Source organism: Aquimarina sp. 433, assembly GCF_054054605.1.
Genome location: NZ_JBSWZK010000031.1, coordinates 1 through 943, shown reverse-complemented (window position 1 = coordinate 943; position 943 = coordinate 1). Strand labels below are relative to the sequence as shown.

The following is a 943-nucleotide window of genomic DNA, read 5'->3' as shown; positions in this document are numbered from 1 at the left end:
ATGGAAGCTTTAAACAAAAAGAAAGAAATTGTGTCTGAAATGGCTCCTAACTTTCTTATTTATTGCTCTAGACATTTACCGAAAAATATCAAAAATGAATTTCCAATACTATTGAATTTGGATCTCCATTCGAATAAATGGATAGACGAATCACAAACCTTTCAATCTGACAAAATATCTGAACTAAAAAAAGAAATCGAAAGAGTACGCAGAATACTTAACAGAGACGAGTTTGTTCCTAATGTGAATTCAGAAAAAATATTAAAATTTTGGACGACGGAGGACTACAAATTGAAAGATATAAATAATGACATCTATGAGCTACAATCTTTCTTCAAAAAGTCTATCGAACAAAATTTAGAAGTAAAAATCTATTTATAATTATGGAATTCAAAAGTCACATATTAGAGTTAAAAATAATTCTAATCTTGATCGCAGTTTTAGGGTTAGGATTGACATTTGGAATTGAAACAAAATTGATTAACATAGATTTATCAAGTATTTTTATTGTAATTACATCAGTTATTCTTTTAGTTGGTGTATACAGCTATTACGCAATTATGAATAGTGATTTTATTCTTAATGATGAGGAGATTTTAATTATAAATCGATTCATATTCTTCAAAAGAGAAGAAAAAATTAGATTGGATAGAATAAAAAGAATAATATTTCGAGATGACACTAGTATAAATTTACTTTCTGGATATAAATGGGTTAGAATTGAGTATTTAACAGATTCAAAATCATTGAAATCAAAAAAAGTATATTGCAATGGAATGGAATATGATGCATTTGATGAGAATCTTAACTTTCCGACTTTTGACGAGTTTTTTGATGAACTGGAAAGGAGAGGTTTGAATATTAAATGGACAAAAAAACGCACCCACAACAAGGTGTATAAATCATAATGGCTTCGCCATATAACAATTCATACACGCAACGT

At 28.0% G+C, this 943-nt stretch carries 2 protein-coding genes; both read left to right on the top strand.

Annotated elements, in window-relative coordinates; translation table 11 throughout:
- A partial coding sequence (locus tag ACWNT5_RS24215) for a hypothetical protein (RefSeq protein ID WP_456518853.1) occupies positions 1-381 on the top strand: 381 nt, incomplete at its 5' end.
- 2 nt (positions 382-383) lie between these two features.
- Positions 384-908: a hypothetical protein gene (locus ACWNT5_RS24210; RefSeq protein WP_456518852.1), complete on the top strand. Its 525-nt coding sequence runs from the start codon at positions 384-386 to the stop codon at positions 906-908.
- Positions 909-943 lie beyond the last annotated feature (35 nt).